The organism is Ruegeria sp. Ofav3-42 (assembly GCF_022347725.1).
Lineage (GTDB): Bacteria > Pseudomonadota > Alphaproteobacteria > Rhodobacterales > Rhodobacteraceae > Ruegeria.
This window is the reverse complement of record NZ_JAKRGB010000013.1, coordinates 78,942-96,043: the sequence shown is the minus strand read 5'-3', so window position 1 is coordinate 96,043 and position 17,102 is coordinate 78,942. Positions and strand designations below refer to the sequence as shown.

Sequence of the window (17,102 nt, the reverse complement as noted above, 5' to 3'; positions counted from 1 at the left end):
TTTTTGCAGGGGCAGGCGCTAGCTCTCGACCTTATGCAGTTTCTCTTCGTCAAGCATCATGGCCAAAATCACCCCCATCGAAACCGAAATGGCTGCGAACACAAACGCCGTGTTCATACCGGTGTCGAATGCGGAGGCGATGGCGGATTTGACTTTTTCAGCCTCGTCCGAGCTCAGTTTCTCCATGACCGCGCGGGCCGTGTCGGTCGTAAGCGTCCCACCGTTGATAGCCCTTTGATCGGCCTCTGACATGTCGATCCCATCCGCTGCCAGCTGCTTGCCAAGACTGGACAGGCTGGTGACATACATGATCGCCGTCGCGCAGGCGACGGATATCGCGCCATAAACCAGATGCGTCATGAAGCTTAGCCCGCCGACCAGACCCGCGCGCTCGGGTTTGACTGCACACACCGCGGCCGTGCCCGATGGCCCTACGGTCAGAGTGGCACCTAACCCGATCATCGCCATTCCCGGCAAAATCTGAAAGTACCCCCAATTGCTTGGCATCACGACGATGCTTAGCGCGCCGATTGTTGCGATCATATATCCCCAGAACAGCAAGCGTTTCGGGCCGAAATCGTTGTAAAGCGTACCTGAGACAATTGAACCGACAGCCAGAAGGATCGTCAGCGGAGCCAGCCCAATCGCCGATTCAAAAACAGACCAGCCCAGAACTTTCTGCATGTATTGCGGAAAGTACAGCAGTCCGACAAAGGCGGCAGAAACGTTGAACATATTCAGTCCCAGCGTGATGCGAAATTCGCGGTTCTGCATCATCTGTGGCAGCAACAGCGGCTCTTTCACGCGCTTTTCGACCTTTGGGAACAGGAAGAACAGAACCGCGCTGACAAAGAAAAGCATCATCAACGGGACCGAGGTCCAGCCCCAATCGGCACCCACGTCCAGCCCATAAAGCAGCAGAAGAACAGCGAAAGACAGTATGCCCATTCCGGCAAAGTCGATGTGTTCGCCCTGTTTGTGGTGGGTCTCGCGCTCCATGAGGACAAGGGCGGTAATCATCGAAATGGTCGAAAACACCACATTGGCAAGGAAGAACAGCCGCCAGTCGCCGAAGTTCACCGCTGCGCCGCTGATCAGGGGGCCAAAAACATTGCCACAGGTCACGCCTGCAAGGATCATCCCCATGATCATGGCGCGATGCTCGGGGCGAGAGACCTTGGTCGCGCCGAAGGCAAGGGTGCAGGGCCAGACACAGCCTGCTCCGATCCCCTGCAGGGCACGGGCACCGATCAGAAAGTCGAGGCTGGGGGAAACAAAGCACATGATGGAGGAAAACAGAAAAATCGACAAGCCGATGATCATCATCTTGCGATGCCCGAACATGTCGCCCATCCGGCCTCCGGCAACCATGGTCATGGCGAAGAACAACGCGTAGATGTTCAGAACCCACTGGGTGCTGGTGATATCTGCATTAAAACTGTTTTCGATGGCAGGGACCAGAATTAGCGCACCGGTAAAGTCGATGCCTATACCAAACCCTGTCACCATCAGGGCAATGACCTTGACGATACTGCTGCGGTCCATACGCGCACCCGGATTGCTTCGGATGACGTTAATGATGCACGGAAATCACAGGAAAGATAGGGAAAGTGCCCACACCGGCCGGCTCGACGGTCAGTCCGTCGAAGCCTGAGAACGTCGAAACGCCCGTTTCAGCATGTCCAACTCAGCGCGCAACAACGCCACTTCGGATCGCAAATCGTCGGCAGCGGGATCCCCGGCAATAATTGTGAAGTCCCCGAGCTTCTGCGACGTCGCTGTGTCCGCAATCACAAAGCAATGAACCCCTTCGGAAATCGCTGCAAGGGGCACAGGCACCGTGATTTCCCATCCTCCGTTGGTTGCGGACACACGGACATCGTCAAGCACCTGATCCAGGTAGCGGACTTCGATGCTCGGCTCTGTATCTGTTTGCAGAATTCCGCGCCAGATGCCGTTATCGAACAGGGTGGGTGTCAGGATCGGTTGTGTCATGGTCAAAGTTCTCACAAGTCGGCACGATGGTGGCGGCAAAAGGTCAGGTCTCGGATAACCACGCGGTTCATCGCCGGATAGCTCAGAACCAGATCCAGCCAGATCTTGTCGATACGCCGCTCATTCAGAGGCAGTTTGGCCAGATCGAAATCCAGTGAGTTTGAAGGGACAGACAAATCCAGCGCCCGCGGTACGGAATCGGTATTGGGGCCGTGCTGAATATTAAGTCGCGCGATAATCTCCAATGGGCGTTCGGTTTTAATCAGTGCATCGACCCGAATAAGGTGCTGCCGGGTCAGCCCCTGGGCGGCCTCGGGCGGCAAATCCAGGGACAAGGACAGAAAAGTGCCTGAGAAGCCAAAGACCTCGACGCTAAGCCCGAAAGCTGCCAGATCTTTTTCATCGGTGTTTCGCGACTGCCGAACGCCGATCTCGGACAGGGTACAGTCATGAAAGATCCCCACCTGCCGATCCAGCTCGGCCCTGCGCGGGATCGAGGCAGTGCCGAGTTGGGGCAGCGGATTGCGCCATAAATCCGGTCGCCAGCTCCAGTCAGTGCCCAGCGGTTTCGGGAATTGGGTCGATCCGATCACGGGGCGCGTCAGTCGAGTGTTTGCCTCATGTATCAACCGGTCCAACTGTACCCGCAATTTGCGCGCCTCGTCGCGCTGTTGGCGCAATTGCGGGGTTGTGGCCCCGACCGCGCCTTGCGCAACCTGCCGCCAACGCGCCAGTGTTTTGCGGTGTAAATAGCGATCCAGAAGTCTGCCCATGGTCCCATCGTCTGAACTTGACCCTCTTTAGTCAAAGACGGTGGCAAGGATAAGGCCCAATGCGCAAATTCCCGGATAATTCTGCCCATCTGTTGACGCGCTTGTGACTGGGCATCGCCGATCGCGTCTGCTAGGGGGACCGCCGTTCTTGCAATCAACCGGGACTGTGCGTACCGTCCGGAACCTGATTGCTGTGGATCATCCGAAAAAACCGCTTATCAATTTCTGAGGCAAGGCCGGGGCATGGAACCCACTCTTTTTGCATTCATTTGGAAGTACTCGAAAAAGCAACAGCTTGTGCTGTTGTCTCTGACAGTGCTGTCATTTCCGTTTCTTTACGCCTCGCTCGAACTGCCAAAGCAGATCATCAACGACGCAATTGGTGCGCCAAGTGATAGCGTCACGGTTCTGGGCATCACGTTTACGCAGGTCCAATACCTGCTGATCCTCTGTGTGGCCTTTTTGGCGACTGTAATTGCCAGCGGGTTGATGAAAATGCGCATCAACACGATGAAAGGTGTGTTGGCCGAACGTATGCTGCGCCGATTGCGGTTCACGCTGATTCACCGCACCATGCGTTTTCCAAAGTCCTACTTTGCCACCACTAGCCAGGGTGAGCTGGTTTCGATGATCACGTCGGAGGCCGAACCGATGGGAGGTCTGATGGGCGACGCAATTGCCCAGCCGGTGTTTCAGTTCGGCCAGATGATGACAATCGTCACCTTCCTGTTCATGCAAAGTGTGTGGTTTGGACTTGCGAGTATTGCACTGATCCCCTTACAGGCGTGGCTGATCCCAAAGCTGCAGCGCCAGATCAACCTGCTGAACAAAGAGCGAATCCAGGAGGTGCGACACCTCAGTTCGGAAATCGGTGAAAGCGCCGCGGGGATCAGCGACCTGCGCACCAATGGCGGTTGGCGGTACCGGCTGGCCCAGTTCAGCCATCGGTTGGGAACTTTGTTCGAGATCCGTTTCAAGATATACAACAAGAAGTTCTTTATGAAGTTCCTCAACAATCTGATCACTCAGATGACGCCGTTCCTGTTCTATTCGGTCGGTGGTTATCTGGCGATCAAGGGTGAGGTAACAGTAGGTGCCCTTGTTGCGGCGCTTGGGGCTTACAAAGATCTCAGTGGCCCGTGGAAGGACCTGCTGACCTATTACAATCAGGTTCAGGACATGTCGCTGCGATGGGAAGTCGTGACGGAGCGCTTTGCTCCGGACAACATGATCCCAGAAGAACTGTTTGTTGGTGAGCCCGACTCGATTCCCCACCTCATGGGCGATATCGAACTGCGCAATGTCACGGTGCGGGATGATGACGGTAAAACCATCCTCGAAGACATCGACCTGACCATCCCCAAGGGCGCACGTGTTGCCATCCAGTCGGCAAGCGCGGCCGAGCGCGGCGCTTTGGCACAATTGCTGACCCGAGAGCTTTTGCCGGTTCAGGGGGACGTCACAATCGCGGGTCATGATCTGCGAAAACTGCACCAGTCAATCATTGCTGCACGGATTGGGTACGCTTATTCACGGCCTTATCTTTTTGACGGAACGCTGGGTGACAACCTGTTGATGCCATTGCGGACGCATCCGCAACACGAAACAGATGCGAAAAAGGCACCAAGCCGCTGGCAGATTGAAGCTGTGCGTGCCGGGAACCCAGCGGATTCCTTGTCGGATGAATGGATTGATCCCGGGCTAGCCGGATTGGAAGACATCGAGGATATCCGCAACTGGTGGTTCCAACTGGTCGAAGCGATGGGCATCGACGAGTTCATGTTCCGCCGAACGCTGCGCACCCAGTTTGATCCGGAACAGCATCCTGCATTGGCCAAGGATATTGTGAACTTGCGCGAAACGGTTGCGCGCAGGCTGGAGGAAAAGGGACTGGCCCGGTATGTCTACCGGTTCGACCCGGAACGGTTTAATCCAGCGGTTCCATTGGGTGGTAATCTGCTTTACGCGGCTCCGTCACGAGATATTTCTCCGGATATTCTGGCCGGCGATGATCGGTTCATGTGGATGCTGCGCCACCATGATCTGGACGACGATGCCATGAGCATCTCAAGCGCAGTGCTTGAGACGCTGAACCAGACATTCGGCCGGGACGGGGCGGATCACCCGTTGTTCTTACGGCTGGGCATGGCCAAGGACATGTACCACCGTTTGCTAGACATTGAGGATCGCCGCAAAGCCAGAGGTGAGGCGGGTATCAATGATCGCGAAAGGGCCTTGTTACTGACTGTTCCGTTTCTGCTGACAGCTGAACAGATTGGTCCGGATTTCCCGGACGAGTACAAAGACAAGATTTTGGCCATTCGAAGCGGACAGGCTGAAAAGCTGCGCTCGTCCATGAACGGTATGTTTATCCCGGTCACGCCGGAAACCTATATCGAACGCATGACGGTTATGGAAAACGCTCTGTTTGGACGCATTTCCCTGATGGCCGGGGCGCATAAGGATGAGATTGAAGACGTTGTGGCCGACGCCATGAACGAAGCGGGCCTGCGTCGTCGGGCGGCCGCTACTATCTACGACCTGCCTTCGGGGTTGGGTGGAAACAACTTACCTACGGTGTTCCAGGAACGTGCGGCGTTCTCGCGCGCTGGCATCAAGCGTCCGGACGTGTTGATCCTGGACAAAGCTCTGGCCAGCCATGATTCCGAGAGCCGGTTGAGGACAAGGCTGAAACTGCGTGAATTGTTGCCGGAATCGATCATGCTCTTCATGGAAGATCACTTTGCCCACCCCGAGGCATATGATCTGTTTGTTGAGATCAAGGATGGTCGCATAGATGGCGTTTCGAGAACCCGGACCGAGGAAGAAGCCAGCACCACGGATGATCTGAGCCGCAAACTCAAGATCATCTCTTCGACCGAGCTTTTCTCTGGAATCGACGGGCGAAACCAACGGTTGTTGGCATTCTCTGCGCAATGGTACGAGGCCGCAGCAGGCCAGATCATCTTTTCCGAGGGGCAGACGCCAGATGCCGCCTATCTGTGCGTATCGGGTGAAGCCGATCTTATCTGGACTGAAGAGAATGGGACAGCACGAACAATTTCGGTCATCGAACCGGGGCGCCTGATTGGAGATCTGTCGATTATCACGGGTGAGATCCGGCAATTTGATCTGGTTGCCGTCAAGAACTGCTCGTTTCTGCGCATTGGGGCCGAAGAATTGCGCGCTGTTATCGAAAGTGACGCGGGCGTGGCATTGCAGCTTCTGCAAACGGTTGCCGGTTACCTGACCACGATTTCTCAGAGGTTGAATGCCGCCAATGCAACGTCACTGATCTTTGAGGACGACGAGCAGAGCAAGGAAACGGCCAGTAATGTCTGATCTCCGACCCGCCGCGTACGCGGCACATAAGCGTCTGGTCAATCCCGGACGTGCGCGACCCGAGCTGTGGCGCCTGCTGGTGGGGCTGGCCATTGTTGGTGTTGTCGTCACCTTGCTAAACCTAGTGTTGTTTGCTCTGGTTTCTGGTCTGGGGTCCTTCGAATGGGCCGAAAACCTGCTGACCGGTGCATCGCCCGTTTCGATGTTAGTGCTTTTGACCAGTTTCGCCTTCGTCACCTTTGGTGTTTCCATCGCAGCACGACGTCTGCAGCATCGGTCGCTGCGTTCGATCCTTGGGCCCCGACGCGAAGGTGTCTCGCAATTTTTGCGCGTTTTCAGGGCATTGGTTGTGGTCGGTCTCATCGTGGCTATCCTTCCCCCATACGACATGGGGGCGACACTGACGCAGAATCTGGCACTGTCGACCTGGCTCTTGTTTCTTCCTTTATCTCTGATGGCAGTACTGATTCAAACCAGCGCCGAGGAAGTGCTGTTTCGCGGGTACATGCAGCAAAGCCTGGCCGCACGGTTCCGGTCTCCGATCATCTGGATGGGGCTGCCGTCGTTCTTGTTTGCCGCTGGCCATTTCGCCCCCGGTTCTGCGGGAGACAACGCTTTTTTGGTGGCTGTGTGGTCCGGCATGTTCGGCCTTTTGGCAGCAGATCTGACGGCCAGATCGGGAACGCTGGGGCCAGCTATTGCATTGCATCTATTCAACAATATGGTGGCGCTGTTGTTCATTTCACTGCCTGATGGCCTGAGCGGTCTGGCACTATATCTGTTGCCAAACGACATGTCGGACACGGGCGCGCTGCGGCAATGGCTGTATGTGGATTTCGCTGTGATGATTGTCAGTTGGCTGACAGCGCGGGTTGCGCTCAGGCGTTGATTGCATTTCTTTCCGTAGCGTCTTATTTGACGTCAAAGCCGCACTAGCAAGGTTCCGACATGAACTGGATCACAAACTACGTCCGCCCCCGGATCAACTCGATCTTCTCGCGCCGCGAAGTGCCTGAAAACCTTTGGCACAAATGCGATGAATGCGGAACGATGCTGTTTCATCGCGAACTGGCGGAAAACCAGAATGTCTGCACCCAATGCGGGCACCACATGGCGATCACGCCGCGCGAACGGTTCCAACACCTGTTTGACGGTGGCATCTTCACGGAAGTGTCCGTGCCTGCACCCAAGGACGATCCTCTGCAGTTCCGTGATCAGAAGAAATATCCGGATCGAATGAAGGCAGCGCAGAAAAAGACCGGCGAGAAAGAGGCAATGCTTGTCGCCAAAGGTGAAATCGGGCGCACCCCGATCGTCGCTGCCGCTCAGGACTTTTCGTTCATGGGTGGATCGATGGGCATGTACGTTGGCAACGCCATCATCGCGGCCGCCCAAGAGGCGGTGAAGCTGAAACGCCCGCTGATCCTGTTCTCGGCGGCAGGTGGCGCGCGGATGCAGGAAGGTATCCTGAGCCTGATGCAGATGCCGCGCACGACCGTTGCGGTAGAAATGCTGAAAGAGGCAAACCTGCCTTACATCGTCGTGCTGACCCACCCGACCACAGGTGGTGTGACGGCCTCATATGCGATGTTGGGTGATGTCCATATCTCGGAACCCAACGCCCTGATCTGCTTTGCCGGTCCGCGCGTAATCGAGCAAACCATCCGAGAGAAACTGCCCGAAGGGTTCCAGCGCGCGGAATACCTGCTGGATCATGGTATGCTGGACCGGGTTACCAAGCGGACGGAAATGCGCGACGAACTGATCACCATCACGCGTATGCTGATGAACCAGCCTCCGGCCGTCAAAGGCGATCTGCCTGCCCCAGAGCACGAGGATGCAAAAGCCGAAGCTCCGGCAGACGCGGAAGAGAAATGACCGCCCAGACATCAGACGTCATCCTGGATCGGATGATGGCGCTGCACCCCAAGATCATTGACCTGACCTTGGACCGCGTTTGGCGTTTGCTGGCCGCCTTGGATAACCCGCAGGACAAGCTACCCCCGGTTATCCATATCGCCGGGACCAACGGCAAAGGCTCGACACAGGCGATGATCCGTGCGGGCCTGGAAGGGGCAGGGCTTTCCGCTCATGCCTATACCTCGCCGCATCTGGCGCGGTTTCATGAACGTATTCGCTTGGCGGGTGAGCTGATTTCTGAACCCGATCTGACGGCGGTGCTGGATGAATGCTACGCCGCCAATGGTGGTGAGAACATCACATATTTCGAGATTACGACCTGCGCCGCCTTGCTGGCATTCGCGCGGTCGAAGGCAGATTACACCTTACTTGAGGTCGGATTGGGCGGTCGGCTGGACGCAACCAATGTCATTCACGAACCGGCGGTAACGGTTATCACTCCGGTCTCCATCGACCACGAACAGTTCCTCGGCGATACGTTGGGCAAGATCGCAGCGGAAAAGGCCGGGATTATAAAACCCGGCGTACCATGCATCGTTGGGCCACAGCAGGACGAAGCGCTGGAGGTTATTGAATACACCGCAGCGCGTCTGGGTGCACCGTTGCTGGTACACGGCCAGCACTGGCACGTCACCGAGGAAAATGGCCGATTGGTCTATCAGGACGAAACCGGCCTGCGCGATCTGCCTCTGCCCAACCTTCTGGGCGCACATCAGATCCAGAACGCAGGGGCGGCGCTGGCTGTATTGCGCCACCTGAACCTTGGGGACGATGCCTATGAGGCAGCTGTGACCAAAGCTGAGTGGCCCGCCCGCATGCAGCGCCTGAAAACCGGACCCTTGGTCGAACAGGCCCCAACGGCCGAGCTGTGGCTGGATGGTGGGCATAATGCGGCCGCAGGAGAGGCTTTGGCTGACCTGTTGTCGAAGCTACCCGAGCGTCCGACCCATATGATCTGCGGGATGCTGAACACAAAAGATGTCACCGGGTATCTTGCGCCGTTGGCTTCGCAGGCGAAAAGCCTAACGGGGGTGTCGATTCCGGGCGAGGCGAACACACTGACAGCAGCAGATACAGCTGATGCAGCTGCTCAGGTCGGATTGACAGCGTCTACGGCTGGCAACGTTTCCGAGGCTTTGAAAATCATAACCGAAAATGATCCGCAGGCACGGGTTCTGATCTGTGGTTCATTGTATCTGGCCGGAAACATCCTGCGCGAAAACGGGTAGGGCGGGGCTTTACTGGCCCCAATCCTGATCCTGCATCTCGCGCAGACGCGAAGCTGTACGTTCGAATTCAAATGTCCCTTCGCCTTCGACGTACAGCATCTCGGGCTCAGCAGCGGCTGAACAGATCAACCGGACCTTCGCCTCATACAGTGCGTCGATCAGTGTGACGAAGCGTTTGGCTTCATTGAAGTTGTTGCGGGACAGGCGTGGGATATCCTCCAGCACCAATACTTTGACCTCTTCGGCGACGGCTAGGTAATCCGCCGGCCCCAGCATCCGCCCGCAGAGGTCGTAAAAGCTGGCACGGGCCACTCCGTTGCGGAAGGCTGGCAGCTCTACCGCGCGCCCGTTGACCTGCAGGATCAGCGGCTCGGCCTTGCCCCCTGCCAGATCGTTCCAAACGCTTCGGATGCTTTCCCGCGCTTCCGGTCCGATCGGCGTAAAATAAACGGGCGCGCCTTCCAGTCGGTTCTGTCGGTAATCGGTGGGGGAGATCAGTTCCCACACTTCCAACTGTTCTTTGATATGCGCGATGAACGGCAGGAAAAGCTGACGGTTCAGCCCGTCCTTATACAGATCGTCCGGGTGGCGATTTGAGGTCGTAACCACCACGACCCCGCCGTCATGCAACAGATCGAACAGACGACCAACGATCATCGCGTCGGTGATGTCGGTGATCTGCATCTCGTCAAACGCCAACACCCGGACCGACTTCACAACCGAGGCCGCAACGGGCGCCAAGGCATCTTCGACCCCATCCTTGCGCGCCTTGTGCATACCTGCGTGAATTTCTTGCATGAAGGCGTGAAAATGCACACGTCGCGACGGGATATCGCCCAGCGAGTCGACGAACAGATCCATCAACATGGATTTTCCACGTCCAACGCCACCCCATAGGTACAGGCCTTTGGGCGGTGGCGGCGCCTTGCGGAACAACCCGCGTTTCACAGGTTTCGCCAAAGCGGCCCGGATGCGTTCAAAATGGGGAAGAACGGCCTCTTGCGCGTCGTCTCTGGTCAGGATGCCTTCGGCGACCTGCGTATCATATAGCGAAATCAATCCCGTCATGTTTCGAGGCATAGCGTTCGGCTTGGCCGTTGAAAAGTGGCCATTTCCTGGACGCATCAATTTTGCTTATCCGTGACCGCAAAACTCCTGAATTGACGCACCCATGAAACGGGGTAGTTTTCAGTTTCCGAATACCCGAGGTCCCAATGCCGCAATACACACGTCTGCTTAACCCCATTCTGATCGTCGGGTGTATCATCATCACGGTCAGCTTTGCCGTGCGCGCCTCTTTTGGCGTATTCCAGATACCTATCGCGGATGAGTTTGGCTGGCTGCGCACGGATTTCTCGATGGCGATCGCGATTCAGAACCTTGCATGGGGGATAGGACAGCCGATTTTCGGGGCGATTGCCGAAAAAGCCGGCGACCGCCGTGCGATTGTTCTGGGGGCGCTGACCTATGCGGCTGGTATGGTGCTGTCGGCGTGGTCAGTCACCCCGTTCGAGCACCAGATGTATGCCTGGCTGGTTGGTTTCGGTATTGCCGGGACAGGGTTCGGTGTGGTCCTTGCCGTGGTGGGGCGGGCCTCGTCGGATGAGAACCGCTCCATGTCGTTGGCGATTGTCACGGCGGCTGGCAGTTTCGGTCAGGTCCTCGGCGCGCCAACCGCCGAGTGGATGCTGAGCTTCATGCCCTGGCAGCAGGTGTTCATCGTGTTCGCCATCGCAATTCTGGCATTGGTTCTGACGCTTCCGTTCATGCGTGCGCCGCAGGCGGCCAGCAAGGCGGAAATCGAAGAGAGTATGGGAGAAATCCTTACTAAGGCTTTCCGAGACCCTTCTTACACGCTGATCTTTCTGGGCTTTTTCAGCTGCGGCTATCAACTCGGCTTCATCACGGCCCATTTTCCTGCATTCGTAACCGAGATGTGCGGACCCATCGACCCCGGTGGCATGTTGCATTCGATTGGCATCACGACCACTTCGGCGCTGGGGGCTGTGTCGATCTCTTTGATCGGGATGGCAAACATAGCTGGAACACTGCTGGCAGGTTGGGCCGGGAACCACTTCCCGAAGAAGTACCTGTTGGCTACGGTTTACACATTGCGCACACTCGCAGCAGCGGCCTTCATCGTGTTCCCGATCACACCGCTCTCGGTGATTGTGTTTTCGCTGGTCATGGGCTCGCTCTGGCTGGCCACTGTGCCGTTAACATCGGGGCTGGTCGCGCATCTTTACGGATTACGCTACATGGGCACGCTATACGGGATCATCTTCCTTAGCCACCAAATTGGCAGTTTCCTTGGTGTCTGGCTGGGCGGGCGCATGTATGATCAGTACGGAGACTACACCATGGTCTGGTGGATCGGCGTTGCTATTGGGGCATTCAGCGCGATCGTTCATCTGCCCATTCGCGAGAACCGTACAGAGACAGTCGCAGCCTGAACTAGACAGCTTCTTCTGGTGCCAGAAGGCCTTCTTTCACCAAGCGTTCTGCCCATCCCTGAGGCCCGGTGAAGTGGTGCGTTTGCCAGCCACGCGCGCGGGCTGTTTCGATGTTGTCGATCCTGTCATCAGTAAACAAAAGGGCCTCGGGTGGCAGGCCGCAATCGGCCTCGACCATTTCATAGATCGGAACATGCGGTTTTACGGTTTGCATCCGGCCTGAGACGTATTGTTTGTCGAATTCGTTGAGGAAGGGATAAACCGTTGTTGCATAGTCGAAATTCTGCACCCCGAAATTGGTCAGCGCGAATACCGGCACGCCCTTGGTCCGCAACGCGCGTTGCAGTCGAACCGAATGCGGAATTTCGGGTGCGGCAAGTTCGATCCACTTGTCGTGCCACATACGGATTTCATCGCGCCAGTCGGGGTAGTTCTCGGCCCAGTTATAGATCGTATCGGTGAAGTGATGTCCCTGATCGACCAGGTCATTCATCCCGTGCAGATCAACTTCCCGGAACATGGCGCGGCGACGATCTTCCCCTATGACCCGGTCATAGTAACGCTCGGGCTGCCATTCGATCAGCACGTTCCCGATGTCAAAAATCACGGCCTCTACCGACATGTGCGCACCTGCTTCTTCAATCTCTGATTGACCGGACTGAACCAATCTCAACAGCATTAATCAAGGCCCGACCGCAGCGCGCAGCGCTGCTTGGCCCAACCGGAGAAGGCGCATCTTCGATGCGACTCTGACGGGCGGGAGCACTAACCGCGCTGCGCTGCCCTCAATTCCCGTTCCAACGCATCCAGAAATCGGGATCGATCCGCCTTGCCGAACGGTTTGCCGCCACCTCCGACGCCCAGCGGGTTTGCGGCGCGCAGATCAGCCATCAGGTCGCGCATCGCCAGCTGTTGCCCGATGTTTGCTGCCGTGAACGTTTCGCCATTTGGGCGCAGGACGCGCGCGCCGGCCTCAACACATTTTGCAGCCAGCGGGATGTCTGACGTGACTACAACGTCCCCGTGGCCGCAGCGTTCAGCGATCCATTTGTCCGCTTCATCCGCGCCCTCTGATACAATCACAACCTGCACCAGAGGGTTTGCTGATGGCCGAAGCCCTCCGTTCGAGACCAGAGCCATCGGGACCTTGTGCCGTGTGGCAGCACGTTCGGCCTCGGCCTTCACCGGGCAAGCATCACCATCGACGTAAAGGGTTGTCACGCTTTCTTCGCCTCTTTCTTGACGGGTTCGGAAGCCTTCTTTCGGACCTTGAACTCTTCAGGGATCGGCATCCGGTTGAACGCGTCCAGACCCGCGATTTTATAGGCTTCAGCCAAGGTCGGATAGTTGAACGTGTTCTGTACGAAGTAATCCACGGTGCCCTTCAGATTCAGAACTGCCTGCGCAATGTGGATCAACTCGGTCGCGCCTTCGCCGACAATCTGCACGCCCAGAACCCGGCGGGTTTTCAGCGAGAACAGCATCTTCAGCATACCGTGCTCCAACCCCATGATATGCCCACGCGAGGTTTCGCGAAACCGGGCTACGCCGACCTCGTAGGGAATGCCACGTTCCTGCAACTCCTCCTCGGACATGCCGCAGGTGGAAATCTCAGGGACCGAATAGATGCCATACGGATACCAGGGGCTTTCCGGCAGGGTTGGGGTTTCCAGTGCATGGCAGGCAGCAACTCGGCCCTGTTGCAGCGAGGTGGAAGCCAGAGATGGGTGTCCGATCACATCGCCGGTCGCATAGATGTGCGGTACGGCGGTTTGATAGGTCTTGCGATCGACGTTGATCCGGTTGCGATGGTCTGTTTCCAGTCCGACGGCTTCCAGATTCAATGCGGACGTCGCGCCCATGCGGCCGGCGGCGAACAGCAACATCTCGGCCCGGACATGGCGGCCATTATCCAGTGTCACCTCAACGTGGCTGCCTGCATCTTCGATCTTTTCCACGGCCGATCCAAGCCGCAGATCCACGCCGTTTTCGCGGATCTGATGGGTGAAATCGTGGATTAAGCGGCTATCGATAAAGTCGAGGAAGGTGTCCCGTGGTTCGATCAGCGTCACCCGCACATCCAGCGCCGAGAACATGGTGGCATATTCCACACCAATCACCCCGGCACCGATCACGACCAGCGAGCGTGGAATTTCCGCCATTTCCAGAAAATCATCCCCGTCCACAACAGTCTTGCCGTTGAACGGTACATAATCCGGGCGGTACGTCTTGGTGCCGGTGGCAATCAGGAACTTCGCAGCCGTCAGGCGTGTGGTTTCGCCTGCGTCGGTGGCAACTTCGACCTCGTGCGGACCTATGAACCTGGCCAGCCCGTTCAGAGTTTCCACGTGGTTGCGGTTGAACTGATGCTCCAGCACATCAACCTCGTGGTCCAGCGTCATGTGAAGACGGGCCTTCAGGTCCTCGGCCCGGATCTGATCCTTGACCCGGTAGGAACGGCCATAAAAGCTGCGCTCGCGCCAGCCCGACAGGTTCAGCACCGTTTCGCGCAGGGTCTTTGACGGAATGGTGCCGGTATGCACCGACACGCCGCCAAACCTGTCCTTGCGGTCGATCACCAAAACACGGCGTTTCAGTTTGCCTGCCTGAATCGCCGCCGAACGCCCCGAAGGGCCAGACCCGATGATGATCAGGTCGTAGTCGTACTTGCTCATGCCTCAGTCTCCGTACAGCGCCTCGGCGTGAAAGGTGATGTGGTCTTCCATGAAGGTCGACACGAAGAAGTATGAGTGATCATAGCCCGGCTGCAGACGGAATGTCGCTTGCTGGCGCCGTTCGGCGATCGCCTGTGCTAAAGTTTCAGGGCGCAGAAGGTCAATGAACTGATCATTGGCACCGGTGTCGATCAGAACCGGGCCATCAAAACCTTTTTCTCTCATCAGTACCGAAGCGTCATGATTGTCCCATACTGACTGATCATCGCCCAGATAGGCGCTCAATTGCTTGCGACCCCAATCCGCACCGGTTGGGTTGGAAATCGGTGCAAAGGCCGACACGGACCGGAACCGGCCCGGTAGGTTCATGGCCAGCGTCAACGCTCCGTGACCGCCCATGGAATGCCCGGTGATGGCCTGACGGTCGCCGTCGATGGCAAAGTTCTCGAGCAGTAGCGCAGGCAGCTCTTCGGCCACGTAGTCCCACATGTTGAAATGCGGCGCCCAGGGCTCTTGCGTCGCGTTCACATAGAACCCTGCTCCCTGACCCAGGTCGTAGTCTTCGTGATCAGCAACCCCTTCACCACGCGGCGACGTGTCAGGAAACACCACGGCAATGCCTTGTTCTGCCGCCCATGCCTGAGCACCTGCCTTGGTCATGGCGTTTTCATGGGTGCAGGTCAGGCCGGACAGGTACCACAGGACCGGCACCGGACCATCTGTGGCCTCGGCCGGTAGGAACAGGCCAAAGGTCATGTCGCACTTGCACGCGGTCGAGGCGTGGCGGTAGACGCCCTGAACGCCTCCAAAACATGCATTTTCCGAAAGGGTTTCCATTTGGTTTTGTCCTTACGTTGGGTTTGCGCCATGGCTATCCTTACACGGCCAATACGTAAAGACTGAGTGCCTTGCCCGTGGCTATTTTTCACAAGCTGGCGATCAGGGTGTGCCAACCCAGGCAATGACTAGAGGCACAGTCAGAATACTGGCCGCCGTGGACAAAAGGATGGCGGCAGATGCCCTGTGCGGAGCGACACCGTAGTGCGCCGCCAGCATGTAGACATTGCCCGCCACCGGCAATGCAGCGGCGGCGATGGCGACGGACGCTGGGAAGGTGGCCACCGGCAAAAGCCAGAGCAGAACCACAGCAACGCAGACGGGATGGACGACCAGTTTGCAAAAACTCAACCATCCGGCGATCTGAACGCGCTCGGCGGATTTGCTGGCCAGAGACGCTCCGATCGCGAACAGAGCACCCGGCGTGGCTGCGCCGCCCAAAATCGTAAGAAAATCGTTCAGGGGGGCCGGAACAGGGACCCGGAATGCAGACCAGAGCAGGCCTGCAGAAATCGACACGATCATTGGGTTTTTGAGCAGACCGATGCCGATCAGACGAAAGGTTGCGGGCGTCAACCGACCATCCCGCCCACCGTTGATCAGGATGACGATCAGGGATGAAAACACCACCAGATCGACAGTCAGAACCAACATCACCGGGCCAATGGCCGCTTCGGTAAACAGCAGCGCCAGCATGGGCAGACCCAGAAAGCCCACGTTGCCGATTGCGGCGCATTGCGCCTCGACCGCAGCAGTTGGAATGTCGAGCCGTCGTATCCAGGCGACAAGAGTGGCCAGCGCGTACACGGCAGCGGTGCCGATCAGATAGCCCACAACCAACCGGGCGTTGAAAATCTCGGCAAAGGGCAGGGTGGCCGAAAAGCGAAACAACATCGCCGACAGGGCAAAGTAGAAAACGAACTTGGTCAGATAGGCGGTGGCCTCTTCCGAGAAAAACCGACTGCGCCCGGCCCAGTATCCCAGGCCGATGATCGCGAAAAAGGGCAGTGTGCGCAGGAAGATATCGACCATGCCCAGAGTGGTAGCACGGATTTTGCGGGCCGCAAGTCTAGCCTGCCCGGTTGCTTGGCTTTGAAGTCTTGGTTTGAGATTTCGCGGGGTCTCTCAGAGGGGAACCTTGCGTCATTCAGGTTATCGCACACTCTGAACACGTGCGAATCGTTGTATCTGAACTGAACGGTTTATACATTTGTCACCCATACACCCCAAGGAGAGCACATGACCGAAGCAACCGCCATCCTGCGTACAGGCCGAAAATTTGATCAGGTACTGCGCGGAGCCCGAGAGGTTTTTATGGCGGACGGTTTCGAAGGTGCAAGTGTCGATGATATTGCCCGCGCCGCCGGGGTTTCGAAGGCCACGTTGTACAGCTACTTCCCTGACAAGCGCCTTTTGTTCATGGAGGTGGCACAGGTCGAGTGCAAACGGATGGCAGAAAACGTCGTGGCCATGGTCGACGACTGCAAACCAGCGCGCGAAGTCATGATGATCGCTGCAACAGAGCTGACCGCATTTCTGGTCTCGGATTTCTCGCAACAAATGTTCCGCATTTGCATTGCCGAGCGCAGCAGATTTCCTGAGCTTGGTCAGACTTTCTACGAAGCCGGTCCGCAAAATGGCCAGCGCAAGATGGTCGAGTATCTGGAGAAAGCGGTCAACAAGGGCGAACTGGCGATTGACGATCTTCAGTTGGCCGCCGAGCAGTTCAGCGAATTGTGTAAGGTCAGGATCTGGACCCGCGCTGCGATCGGCGTCCAAAAGAGCTTTTCCAAGGCGGAAATTGACGAAATTGCATTGCAGGCCGTCGATATGTTCATGGCCCGATACGGCGTCTGAACATTCAAACTTCGCAAGGCT

The 17,102-nt window shown here is 57.1% G+C and carries 15 protein-coding genes; 6 read left to right on the top strand and 9 right to left on the bottom strand.

The features are described 5' to 3' along the window. Positions 1–18 precede the first annotated feature (18 nt). The 3 genes from MHN28_RS18150 to MHN28_RS18140 form a co-directional block, all read right to left on the bottom strand. On the bottom strand, positions 19–1,545 hold the full coding sequence (locus MHN28_RS18150; protein WP_239343987.1) for an MFS transporter: 1,527 nt from the start codon (positions 1,543–1,545) through the stop codon (positions 19–21). Positions 1,546–1,635: 90 nt separating this feature from the next. Continuing rightward, complete coding sequence (locus MHN28_RS18145; protein ID WP_239343986.1) at positions 1,636–1,995, bottom strand: hypothetical protein; 360 nt, start codon at positions 1,993–1,995, stop codon at positions 1,636–1,638. A gap of 11 nt (positions 1,996–2,006) precedes the next feature. Then, positions 2,007–2,768 carry a DUF6478 family protein gene (locus MHN28_RS18140; protein ID WP_239343985.1) on the bottom strand — a complete coding sequence of 254 codons (762 nt, stop codon included), beginning with the start codon at positions 2,766–2,768 and terminating at the stop codon, positions 2,007–2,009. A gap of 243 nt (positions 2,769–3,011) precedes the next feature. On the opposite strand from MHN28_RS18140, the gene MHN28_RS18135 reads away from it, so the two are divergent. Genes MHN28_RS18135 through MHN28_RS18120 form a run of 4 tightly spaced genes read left to right on the top strand, consistent with a single transcriptional unit; the run spans position 3,012 to position 9,259 of the window. Further along, entirely contained in the window at positions 3,012–6,110 is a 3,099-nt protein-coding gene (locus MHN28_RS18135) for an ABC transporter transmembrane domain-containing protein (protein ID WP_239343984.1), read from the top strand. After that, positions 6,103–6,999 carry a CPBP family intramembrane glutamic endopeptidase gene (locus tag MHN28_RS18130; RefSeq protein WP_239343983.1) on the top strand — a complete coding sequence of 299 codons (897 nt, stop codon included), beginning with the start codon at positions 6,103–6,105 and terminating at the stop codon, positions 6,997–6,999. Before MHN28_RS18135 ends, MHN28_RS18130 begins: the two co-directional genes overlap by 8 nt. Before the next feature lie 59 nt (positions 7,000–7,058). Beyond that, complete coding sequence (accD, locus tag MHN28_RS18125; RefSeq protein ID WP_239343982.1) at positions 7,059–7,988, top strand: acetyl-CoA carboxylase, carboxyltransferase subunit beta; 930 nt, start codon at positions 7,059–7,061, stop codon at positions 7,986–7,988. Next, positions 7,985–9,259, top strand: a complete 1,275-nt coding sequence (locus MHN28_RS18120) for a folylpolyglutamate synthase/dihydrofolate synthase family protein (RefSeq protein WP_239343981.1) — start codon at positions 7,985–7,987, stop codon at positions 9,257–9,259. The genes accD and MHN28_RS18120 overlap by 4 nt, the downstream gene beginning before the upstream one ends. A 9-nt stretch (positions 9,260–9,268) precedes the next feature. On the opposite strand, the gene zapE is transcribed toward MHN28_RS18120, so the two are convergent. Continuing rightward, entirely contained in the window at positions 9,269–10,327 is a 1,059-nt protein-coding gene (zapE, locus tag MHN28_RS18115; RefSeq protein ID WP_239343980.1) for a cell division protein ZapE, read from the bottom strand. A gap of 146 nt (positions 10,328–10,473) precedes the next feature. Here zapE and MHN28_RS18110 point away from each other — a divergent pair, with 146 nt between their 5' ends. Beyond that, positions 10,474–11,712, top strand: a complete 1,239-nt coding sequence (locus MHN28_RS18110; protein WP_239343979.1) for an MFS transporter — start codon at positions 10,474–10,476, stop codon at positions 11,710–11,712. 1 nt (position 11,713) lies between these two features. On the opposite strand, the gene MHN28_RS18105 is transcribed toward MHN28_RS18110, so the two are convergent. From MHN28_RS18105 to MHN28_RS18085, 5 genes are all read right to left on the bottom strand, one after another. Next, the gene (locus MHN28_RS18105; protein WP_239344032.1) at positions 11,714–12,334 is read right to left on the bottom strand and encodes an HAD family phosphatase; all 621 of its coding nucleotides are present in this window, start codon (positions 12,332–12,334) and stop codon (positions 11,714–11,716) included. Between the two features lie 143 nt (positions 12,335–12,477). Then, positions 12,478–12,933 (bottom strand): YaiI/YqxD family protein, encoded by a 456-nt coding sequence (locus MHN28_RS18100; protein ID WP_239343978.1) that lies wholly within the window; start codon positions 12,931–12,933, stop codon positions 12,478–12,480. Continuing rightward, positions 12,930–14,387 carry a Si-specific NAD(P)(+) transhydrogenase gene (gene sthA / locus MHN28_RS18095; protein ID WP_239343977.1) on the bottom strand — a complete coding sequence of 486 codons (1,458 nt, stop codon included), beginning with the start codon at positions 14,385–14,387 and terminating at the stop codon, positions 12,930–12,932. Before sthA ends, MHN28_RS18100 begins: the two co-directional genes overlap by 4 nt. 3 nt (positions 14,388–14,390) lie before the next feature. Continuing rightward, positions 14,391–15,224, bottom strand: a complete 834-nt coding sequence (fghA, locus tag MHN28_RS18090) for an S-formylglutathione hydrolase (protein WP_239343976.1) — start codon at positions 15,222–15,224, stop codon at positions 14,391–14,393. 102 nt (positions 15,225–15,326) lie between these two features. Continuing rightward, on the bottom strand, positions 15,327–16,256 hold the full coding sequence (locus MHN28_RS18085; RefSeq protein ID WP_239343975.1) for an AEC family transporter: 930 nt from the start codon (positions 16,254–16,256) through the stop codon (positions 15,327–15,329). 207 nt (positions 16,257–16,463) lie between these two features. Between MHN28_RS18085 and MHN28_RS18080 the strand changes: the two genes are divergently transcribed. Then, complete coding sequence (locus MHN28_RS18080) at positions 16,464–17,081, top strand: TetR/AcrR family transcriptional regulator (protein ID WP_239343974.1); 618 nt, start codon at positions 16,464–16,466, stop codon at positions 17,079–17,081. The last annotated feature ends 21 nt before the right edge of the window (positions 17,082–17,102 follow it).

Coding starts and splice junctions, on each gene's coding strand:
- sthA (WP_239343977.1), bottom strand. CDS start 14,387: ATGAGCAAGTACGACTACGACCTGATCATCATCGGGTCTGGCCCTTCG.
- MHN28_RS18110 (WP_239343979.1), top strand. CDS start 10,474: ATGCCGCAATACACACGTCTGCTTAACCCCATTCTGATCGTCGGGTGT.
- fghA (WP_239343976.1), bottom strand. CDS start 15,224: ATGGAAACCCTTTCGGAAAATGCATGTTTTGGAGGCGTTCAGGGCGTC.
- MHN28_RS18145 (WP_239343986.1), bottom strand. CDS start 1,995: ATGACACAACCGATCCTGACACCCACCCTGTTCGATAACGGCATCTGG.
- MHN28_RS18130 (WP_239343983.1), top strand. CDS start 6,103: ATGTCTGATCTCCGACCCGCCGCGTACGCGGCACATAAGCGTCTGGTC.
- MHN28_RS18120 (WP_239343981.1), top strand. CDS start 7,985: ATGACCGCCCAGACATCAGACGTCATCCTGGATCGGATGATGGCGCTG.
- MHN28_RS18135 (WP_239343984.1), top strand. CDS start 3,012: ATGGAACCCACTCTTTTTGCATTCATTTGGAAGTACTCGAAAAAGCAA.
- MHN28_RS18105 (WP_239344032.1), bottom strand. CDS start 12,334: ATGTCGGTAGAGGCCGTGATTTTTGACATCGGGAACGTGCTGATCGAA.
- accD (WP_239343982.1), top strand. CDS start 7,059: ATGAACTGGATCACAAACTACGTCCGCCCCCGGATCAACTCGATCTTC.
- zapE (WP_239343980.1), bottom strand. CDS start 10,327: ATGACGGGATTGATTTCGCTATATGATACGCAGGTCGCCGAAGGCATC.
- MHN28_RS18080 (WP_239343974.1), top strand. CDS start 16,464: ATGACCGAAGCAACCGCCATCCTGCGTACAGGCCGAAAATTTGATCAG.
- MHN28_RS18085 (WP_239343975.1), bottom strand. CDS start 16,256: ATGGTCGATATCTTCCTGCGCACACTGCCCTTTTTCGCGATCATCGGC.
- MHN28_RS18150 (WP_239343987.1), bottom strand. CDS start 1,545: ATGGACCGCAGCAGTATCGTCAAGGTCATTGCCCTGATGGTGACAGGG.
- MHN28_RS18140 (WP_239343985.1), bottom strand. CDS start 2,768: ATGGGCAGACTTCTGGATCGCTATTTACACCGCAAAACACTGGCGCGT.